The following is an 8,141-nucleotide window of genomic DNA, read 5'->3' as shown; positions in this document are numbered from 1 at the left end:
CGGCTCGTCGATCGCGCTGCCGCACGAAGGCAAAATGCCAGCCAGGCAAAAACTCTCAACTGAAGACGAAAGGGACGTAGTATGAATGCAGATCGTTGGCATAGAGGCAGACGCCGGTGCCGTCCCAGAAGATCAGCTTGATCCGGTCTGTCCGCTTCGCCCGGAAGACGTACACGGCCCCGCTGAACGGTTATGTGGCGTGCCACATAACCGCATTTATGTGTCGGGCGAGATTATGTGGCGGAGCTGCGCAGATGCCCGCCAAGCCTGCCAAGCCTGGAATCCTCCGCCACATAATATTTCATGCCTCTCTGACGGACGCGGGATTCCCCTGCGCCGCGATGCTGGAGGGGCAGGATGCTCGACTTCTATTTTTCGTATCGCAGGGTGCTCAAGCGCCTGCGTAGCGGTGCACTCGGTGGCGAGATGGATCGCCTCGCGGAGCATTTTTTCATGCTTGGTTATAAGCCAGCATCCGCCAAGATTTACTTGAGCCGCATAGCGCGCTTTAGCCAGTTTGCCGGGCCGCGCAGTGGTCCGATGCCGATCCATCAAGATGTCATCGACAGCTATTTATGCACGTTTACTACGGATACTCCGCGCATCGGGGCAGTGTCGGCGCTGGGACACGCACGCCGAGTGGCTCCGGAGCGGTTCATTGGTTCCGTTCCAAGTGTAGCGGATGATCCAGATGCTCCGCTTCTGGCCTCCTTTTCGGACTATCTGCGCAAAGTGCGGGGACTTGAGCCGAAGACCCGCGAAGGCGTTCTTTTGGGCAGCCGCCGCTTTCTGGATTGGCTCCGCCATCATCATCCCGACCAAGAGCTCCAAGCGTTGACGGCGGAGCACGTCTTCGCCGCCGTTGAGCATCGGCTGTCGCTATCGGCGACCTCCGCCACCCGCACGGCGGCGACCTCTCACATCCGAACATTTCTTCGGTTTTTGAATTGGGCTGGCCACCATGACCAGGATCTTGCCCGCATCGTCCCAAGGCCGCCCCATTGGCGTTTGGCGCATTTGCCGCCGCGCCTTGCATGGGACGACGTTCGGCGCGCAATCGATGCGGTCGGCGCAACAACGCCGGTCGACATCCGCGATCGAGCCGTCCTGTTGCTGCTCGCCACCACGGGTATTCGTAACGGCGAGCTCCGCACCATTCAGCTGCAGGATATCGACTGGCGAACTGGCGAGGTCTTTGTCCGGCGCACCAAAGGCAAGCGTGATCGGGTGGCGCCGCTCCTCGAGGAGACCGGAGCCGCGCTCGCCGACTACATCCTGCGCGCTCGACCGAAGGTGGATAGCCCATATCTGTTCCTGTCCTTCACGCCGCCCGTGGGACCGTTCAGGTGCGCATCGCCTGTTTCGAGGATCGTGCGGAAGCGGTTGCGGCATGGCGGGGTTGAACTCGGGCGGGTCGCAGGTGCACATCTCCTGCGCCACAGCCTTGCCACCCAGCTCGTCAGGCAGCGAACGCCGATCAACGAGGTCGCCGATCTTCTCGGGCACCGGAGCATCAACACAACGGCGCTGTACGTAAAGATCGCGGCCTCGCAGCTCGCCGAGGTCGCACTCCCTTTTCCGGGAGGCGTCGCATGACCGCCTTTGCCCGATTCCTCGGCGAGAAGGCCGAGCGTTACATCGAGCTGCGCCACTCTCTCGGCTACGCCTTCAGCAAGCAAGCCGGCACGTTGCGGGCTTTCGTCCGCTACGTTGAGCGCGCTCAGCTCGATGCCCCCGCCACTCGAGCGATGGCGCTGGATTTCGCCTTGTCGTTCGGCGGCGCCGCCAACAGCCGCGCCACCCGTCACGGCGTGCTTCGCCGATTCTACGAGTATCTCGCTGTCTATGACGTCCGAACCGAGGCCTTGGAGCGCAGAGCTTTCCCCAGATCCAGAGCGATTCCGCCTCCGCGTATTCTCAGCGAGGCTGAGTTGGCGTCGCTCATCGACGCATGCCATCGCATTTCGCCGGAGGTTCCTCTCAAGGGCCGGACCATGGCGACGCTGATCGGATTGTTGGCGAGTTCGGGGCTGCGATCGGGCGAAGTGGTTCGGCTTGATCGTTCCGACGTCGATCTGGCCAACGGGGTCCTCCTCATTCGGAAGACGAAGTTCCGCAAGGATCGTCTCGTTCCAGTTCACACGACAACCCAGGCTGCCCTTGGTTGCTATGCCCGTGAGCGTGATGCCGCTTTTCCCATGCCCAAGGATCAGGCCTTCTTCCTCAGTTCCCGGGGCAACCGCCTCTCGGCGACTGGGCTGCAAAACGGCTTTGCTGAGGTCCGTAAGCTCGCCAGCCTTGATGGCGGCAAGCCGTTAAGGCCGCACGATCTCAGGCACCGGTTCGCCGTGACCCGCCTCAGCCTCTGGCACCAACAGCGCGCCAACGTTCAGGCGGCGCTCCCGTTGCTCGCCACCTATCTCGGCCACGCCAGTTACAGCGATACAGCCTACTACCTCACTGGCTCGGCGGATCTTCTCGCCATTGCGGCGGAACGCGCCTTCCTCGATGGAGGTGCAGCATGAGCGAACACCTGCTCCTGGCGCCGCTCCTGGAGTCCTATTTTCGCCGGCGCCTGACCAAGCAACGCAACGCGACTCCCGCGACCGTGGCCAGCTATCGCGACGCCTTGCGCATGCTGATCCTCTTTGCCGCCGCCCGGTTACGAAGGAAGCCGGCGGCGTTGACGCTCGAAGACCTTGATCGAGACCTCGTTCTCGCCTTTCTCGACGAGCTCGAAGAGAAGCGGAACAACTCCGTCGCCACGCGCAATGCCCGCCTGGCCGCGATCCGATCTTTCTTCCACCACGTCGCTGCCGCCGACCCGGCGTTCTTCGGCGTCGCCCAACGCGTGCTGACGATTCCCATTAAACGGACGCACATTGAGGTGACGCACCACCTCACCAAGGCCGAAGTGGACACTCTCATCGCGGCGCCCGATCCAAAGACGCCCCGTGGTCGGCGCGACCGAGCCTTTCTGCTCTTCTTGGCACGGACCGGCGCCCGGGTCTCCGAAGCCACCGGCGTCAACGCAAACGATCTTCAGTTGGAGCGGTCGCACCCGCAAGTGCTGCTGCGCGGCAAAGGGCGCAGAGACCGCGTCGTCCCTGTTTCCAAGGACCTGACGCGAGCGCTGACGACCTTGTTGAGCGAGCGCGGGATCGCCCATTACGAGCCGCGACCGATATTCGTCGGCGCCCGCAACGAGCGCCTGACTCGTTTCGGAGCGACCCATATCGTGCGACGTGCGGCCGCCGAGGCCGTGGCTGTCAGGCCTGCCTTGGCCGACAAGCCCATATCGCCGCACATCTTCCGGCACTCCCTCGCCATGAAGCTTCTCCAGTCCGGCGTGGACCTTTTAACGATCCAAGCCTGGCTCGGGCACGCACAGGTCGCCACGACCCACCGCTATGCCGCCGCGGATGTCGAGATGATGCGCAACGGACTCGAGAAGGCGGGCGTCGCCGGCGACCACGGCGTGCGTTTCCGACCGAACGACGCCGTTCTGCAACTGCTGAACAGCATCTAAATATTATGTAGCGGAGGATTCCAGGCTTGGCAGCCTTGGCGGGCATCTGCGCAGCTCCGCCACATAATCTCGCCCGACACATAAGAACGGATCGGCTCCCATCGTCTCGCGCACCAGCGCAGCCAATCCCTCCGCACCCTTGCGGAAGTCGACCGGCTTCGTCGCCACCATGACCTTGTCCGCACCCGTCGGCCCGATCACGACGTCGCCTTCAGCGCGCGGATCACCGCCGCCACCGTCCTGGTATCGGCGCCACGGCCGACCCGCATGGCGATGCCGTCGATCTCAAGCTCGATCACTCCGGCGTCTCGAGTGGCTTGCCGTTTCCGCTGCTTCGGTGGATGCCTGGCTACAGGCTCCGCCGCCGTCACAACCGCCGGCACGAAGGCAGGAGAATCTTGCTGCACCGAAGCGGCCTGTTTGCGCGCTTCGCGGCGCCAGGCGAAGACCTGCTGCGGCCTGAGGCCATACCGGCGGGCGACCTCGGAAACGACTGCGTTCGGCTCCAGCGTCTCCGCGATGATCCGCGCCTTGTCATCCACCGACCAATGACGCCGACCGCCAGCGCCGTTGATCACCTCGAAACGTCGAGGCTGCCGCCCCGGGTCAAGCGTAAGGTCAAGTCCAGACACAAGCCGATCTCCGATCCCATTACTGAACCGGCAACCTCACAGATCGCGACCACTCCCGAAAGGTGGTCCCAAAACAGCGCGCTGATGTCCGCTGTCAAGGTTTGGAACGCAGGAGGTCGCCCGATCCGAGGAACGGCTGCTCATTCTGATAGTCGCGCATGGGTGGAGGCGGAACTGAAGGACGTCGGTGATCAAGCTCTGATGCGCGGGTTGACTACCGCATTCCCGATTGTGCGTCCGGGGCTGTTCCTATCTTACTGCGGGCGTCGGCCATGTTGCCGGCCACAAAGCGTCTGACGGGCATTCCCCTGCCGTGGTCCCGCCTCCGCCCATGCGCGAGATGTGCGCCGTCGCGGCGAGCGATCAGGTGACGCGCGCCTCCCTTGCGACTGCCCACATGAAGCCGACCAGTTCACGGGCGATCGCGGTGCAGACGACCGTTGTCCGTTTGCCTCGAGCGCTCAGCATGCGGTAGCGCGCTGTCAGGCGGGACTGCGCCTTCCAGGCGATCTCACGCACCTTCGGTGGCGCCTGCTCCAAGCGGTATAGCTTCGCCTTCCCGACCTTGGGCGGATGTCGATAGGTCCAGGCGCTCTCGACCAACATGTGGCGAACCCGACCGTTGCCTGCCTTTGTGATGCCGCCGCGCCGGACTGTCTCCCCGGTTGAGCGCTCGTCGGGAACCAGACCGAGATATCCCATGAGCTGGCGTGGGCTTTCGAACCGGCTGGCGTCGCCGACTTCGGTGACGAACGTCACGGCGACAATCAGGTCTACCCCACGCAATGTCTGAAGCGCCCACACGATCGGTGCCAGTGACCAGGCCGGGACGAACTCTTCGATCACACGCTCCAGCCGCTCGACCCGCTCTTTCGAGACGCGCACCGCCTCGACCATCTCCTGGAGTGCGATCTGATGCGCGGGATGATCGAACCGCTGTTCCTGAAGCCAGCGTAGATAGCGCATTGTCCAGCTCTTTTTTCGCGGATAGCTACGGCCCTGCTTGAGCATGAATGCGCTCACCTGCTGGCGATGAACCCGCAGCGTCTCGACCGCGGCCGCCCGCGCGCGAACAAGATTCCCGTATGGACTCGTGCCCTTCATCGGGAACCCACACCGCGGTCAGCTCGCCGGCGCGCAATAGCCGGGCAAGGGAAATGGCGTCTCGGCGGTTCGTCTTCACCCGATCGCCGGGCTTCCTCGGTATCAATGATGGTGCAACCACGGTACAGTCGTGCCCGAGCGACCGGATCAGGCGATAAAGGCCGTACCCGGTCGGCCCGGCCTCATAGCAGAAATGCGCGTAATCAAAGCGGCTGGCGATCCGGCCTATGACCCGCCGCATGCTGGCGGCCGACGCGTCGACCTCGCCGAAGAAGCGAACCTCTCCCTCCCGGCCTACGTCCGCAATCGCGATGGCGTTCCTCAGCTTCGCGACATCGATTCCGACAAATGCTTCCCTATCTTCCCTATAATCTGCCACGGCTCGTCCTCCTGTGGTGAGGATCGGCTCGGCCCGCCCGAGCAACCCTCGGACGCGCAGTGTAGGGCGAGCCACCTCACCGGCAGAGGCGGACATACGGTCTTACGAAAAGACCGCCTTAGCCAATCCTCAACATGCCAGCGACCGACGCGGTCGCGCCATTTCCGGGCGAAGGCTTATCCCCTATGTTCCAACACAGGCGAAGGTCAAATGATCGGTTTGAACGAAAGTTGCCGTCGTCTGCGCGATGACAGAAATTAAAGCACGGTATTGTGCTGGAGAACCGAAAGCACTCCCACTACCGCCTGCAGCAGTGCGATCACCACCGAGAAGGTTATTCAGCTTCGAAGAGGCATGGCGGCTCGTCCCATAAGCGGCACGCGGCAACACTACTTCGAGCGTGTAGGCTTCGCCAGTGGCCATCCGATTATCGACGTAGATTGCAGGATGAGGGCCGAGGAGGTGCTGCAAGGTCACTACTGCCCAGATGCGGCAGAGACCACGTGCTACACTGACAGCCAACGTCGGCTGGGAGTGTGAACTTTGCCGTTCGTCTCGTCCATCGAAACGAGCAAGGAGCGCCAGGAGCGCTCATAAAGCGATCGGGGCGAGCGGCGGAGCCGACCCGAAATGGACATTTGGCTTCCCCCAAACCACTGCGTTACTAAGCCGACTTTCCGAATATTCTACGGACAATCTCGTCTTCATTCGCATCGAAGCAGCGGCCGTGACTGAGAATCACCCGCCGCGGTTGCCACGACCGGAGTTTGCTTATTACTGCCTGTGTCTTCCGTCGATGCAGGAGAATTGGCAGCCGCATGCCAAAGAAAGTCCGCCCGTGCGGGTAAGCCATCCGAGTCAGGTTGGTCACCGTGCGCCAAGGCTCATCGATCATGTCCAATTCGAGATTGATGATCGTGTCTGTAAGGATCAGCGTCTTTGAAGCGTGGTGGAAGAATATGAACTCTTTGAAGTAGCCACCGGGAAACAGCATCTGGTCCATGTCCCGCCGCCACTCCTCCGGCGGATCGGCTTTCAACTCTCGTGCAAACGTCACATCCGCGTGCCGTGCGCGTGCTCTTTGGCGGACTCCGGGCGATGCCCATGTTGTTGCCTCAGGGAAAGCCTTCCACCACTCACCGATATGAGCGTAGTGAAACTGGTTGGGTGACACGAGGTGGCGAATTCTGCCCAAGTTCCGTAACTCTTCGGCCAACCTCGAAGCAAACTTGATGGGCGAATGAAGGAACAGATCGCCGTTCGATAGGCGCACCACCGTCATCCGAGTGGTGAATGGCAGCGGAAGTTTTATTCCTGCTACCGTCAGATACTCAAACGGACCGTCAACGACGCCGATATCGGGTCCCTGAGGTTTGTAGACGTTCACCGGCTCGTAAAGGGACGCACTCACAGCCCATTCCACTTCACCAGCTCGGCGCAAGGCGATGCACGCTATCTGGGCCAAGTTGCGTCATGCCGAACCGCAGCACCTGCTGCTTCTGGTGGAGCAACAAAACTTGCGCTCGAGGGCAAGTCTCAAGACGTGCGTGCCAAGGCAATCGAGATCACATCGTCCGTGTCAATGTCAGGCAAATCGAAGATCATTGGCAATTGCCGCGTCATGGCCATCTTCACGATCAACTCTTCCATCGATTCAACCGGAAGGCTGGCGTTTGAACGCTGCCGCATTAAAAATGCAAGCTTGTGGACCGGCACGGGCGTCGACTTCGCGCGGTCATCTAAAAGCCTGCCGATTTCGATCAGAACGTCTGCGTCGATGGTGTTGGGCAATTCGCGCATGGTCTATTCCTCCCTGCCCCTGACCATGCGCGTCGCGGGCAGCCGAGTCTCGGGAAACCTCCGTACGTTTTTAACGATGTTGAAGAGCGTAAATGCAACTCTCTGGCTGCAGAGTGGCGTGAGCCGATAGGCTCGGCTGATGTTCACCACCGGTCGGCCCGCCTTGCCGTGTGAATTTGTACCCCCTTTAGAGTCGTGAGACCATTCTGCGAGAATGTCTGGAAACGAGCTTATATTTGCCGGTGCTCGATCGGTGACGAAAGCGAGACGGACGCGACCGAATAGGGACTTAGCAGGCTGTTGAAGAAGTCTGACGTATTGCCTTGAGGATGGCCTCGTCGCCGTTGTGGTAGGCGAATGTGATCTCGATCGAGCCGTCGTCGAGCAATTCGGCATAGCCGTCGCCTGTGACTTCATCCATCTCGTCACACCCGGCCCATGTGAAGTGAACTATCGAGGGGCTGTAGCTCAGTTCGAGACCGGCTTGCAGGGCGCCAAAGGCGATCTCGCCGCTGTTGTCGGGTCCGATGGCGATGGTTGCGGGTCCACCGAGGTTCAGGTAACCGCGATCCCACAGATCGGCTTCGATGATCCGCCAGCGGCCGATCAGTTGGCAGCCTGCGGGCACGGTCATTTCGACGCCGCCAAGAGCTTGGGCAGCCGCACCAGATTGTAGGCGGCGGCCGCGAAGGTGAAG

General features: G+C 61.6%; 8 protein-coding genes and 3 pseudogenes. 3 read left to right on the top strand and 8 right to left on the bottom strand.

Annotated elements, in window-relative coordinates:
• Positions 1 to 55: 55 nt before the first annotated feature.
• Positions 56 to 178: pseudogene (gene tnpB / locus NKJ91_RS32910) on the bottom strand (IS66 family insertion sequence element accessory protein TnpB); the annotation flags it as partial.
• A gap of 179 nt (positions 179 to 357) precedes the next feature.
• Here tnpB (NKJ91_RS32910) and NKJ91_RS32905 point away from each other — a divergent pair.
• The 3 genes from NKJ91_RS32905 to NKJ91_RS32895 are packed head-to-tail and all read left to right on the top strand — an operon-like array spanning position 358 to position 3,529.
• Positions 358 to 1,596, top strand: coding sequence for a site-specific integrase (locus NKJ91_RS32905; protein WP_352458826.1), 1,239 nt, complete (start codon positions 358 to 360; stop codon positions 1,594 to 1,596).
• A complete protein-coding gene (locus NKJ91_RS32900) occupies positions 1,593 to 2,525 on the top strand; it encodes a tyrosine-type recombinase/integrase (RefSeq protein WP_352458825.1) in 933 nt (310 codons plus the stop codon). Before NKJ91_RS32905 ends, NKJ91_RS32900 begins: the two co-directional genes overlap by 4 nt.
• Complete coding sequence (locus NKJ91_RS32895) at positions 2,522 to 3,529, top strand: tyrosine-type recombinase/integrase (protein WP_352458824.1); 1,008 nt, start codon at positions 2,522 to 2,524, stop codon at positions 3,527 to 3,529. Before NKJ91_RS32900 ends, NKJ91_RS32895 begins: the two co-directional genes overlap by 4 nt.
• Positions 3,530 to 3,613: 84 nt before the next feature.
• On the opposite strand, the pseudogene tnpB (NKJ91_RS33990) reads toward NKJ91_RS32895, so the two are convergent.
• The 7 genes and pseudogenes from tnpB (NKJ91_RS33990) to NKJ91_RS32860 all read right to left on the bottom strand — a co-directional run.
• Positions 3,614 to 3,700, bottom strand: a pseudogene (tnpB, locus tag NKJ91_RS33990) (IS66 family insertion sequence element accessory protein TnpB); the annotation flags it as partial.
• 26 nt (positions 3,701 to 3,726) lie between these two features.
• Complete coding sequence (gene tnpA, locus NKJ91_RS32885; protein WP_352458822.1) at positions 3,727 to 4,161, bottom strand: IS66-like element accessory protein TnpA; 435 nt, start codon at positions 4,159 to 4,161, stop codon at positions 3,727 to 3,729.
• Between the two features lie 363 nt (positions 4,162 to 4,524).
• Positions 4,525 to 5,644: pseudogene (locus tag NKJ91_RS32880) on the bottom strand (IS110 family RNA-guided transposase).
• A 183-nt stretch (positions 5,645 to 5,827) separates the two neighbouring features.
• Complete coding sequence (locus NKJ91_RS32875) at positions 5,828 to 6,067, bottom strand: hypothetical protein (RefSeq protein WP_352458821.1); 240 nt, start codon at positions 6,065 to 6,067, stop codon at positions 5,828 to 5,830.
• A 241-nt stretch (positions 6,068 to 6,308) separates the two neighbouring features.
• The gene (locus tag NKJ91_RS32870) at positions 6,309 to 7,109 is read right to left on the bottom strand and encodes a DUF4336 domain-containing protein (RefSeq protein WP_352458820.1); all 801 of its coding nucleotides are present in this window, start codon (positions 7,107 to 7,109) and stop codon (positions 6,309 to 6,311) included.
• Positions 7,110 to 7,180: 71 nt separating this feature from the next.
• Positions 7,181 to 7,444 carry a hypothetical protein gene (locus NKJ91_RS32865; RefSeq protein ID WP_352458818.1) on the bottom strand — a complete coding sequence of 88 codons (264 nt, stop codon included), beginning with the start codon at positions 7,442 to 7,444 and terminating at the stop codon, positions 7,181 to 7,183.
• Positions 7,445 to 7,733: 289 nt separating this feature from the next.
• The coding region (locus tag NKJ91_RS32860) for a hypothetical protein (RefSeq protein WP_352458817.1) at positions 7,734 to 8,141 on the bottom strand (408 nt) is incomplete at its 5' end.

The sequence above is a fragment of the Mesorhizobium sp. M0040 genome, from assembly GCF_040323505.1.
Classification (GTDB): domain Bacteria; phylum Pseudomonadota; class Alphaproteobacteria; order Rhizobiales; family Rhizobiaceae; genus Mesorhizobium.
Note: the sequence above shows the minus strand (reverse complement) of the source record. Positions and strands in the feature narration are given on the sequence as shown.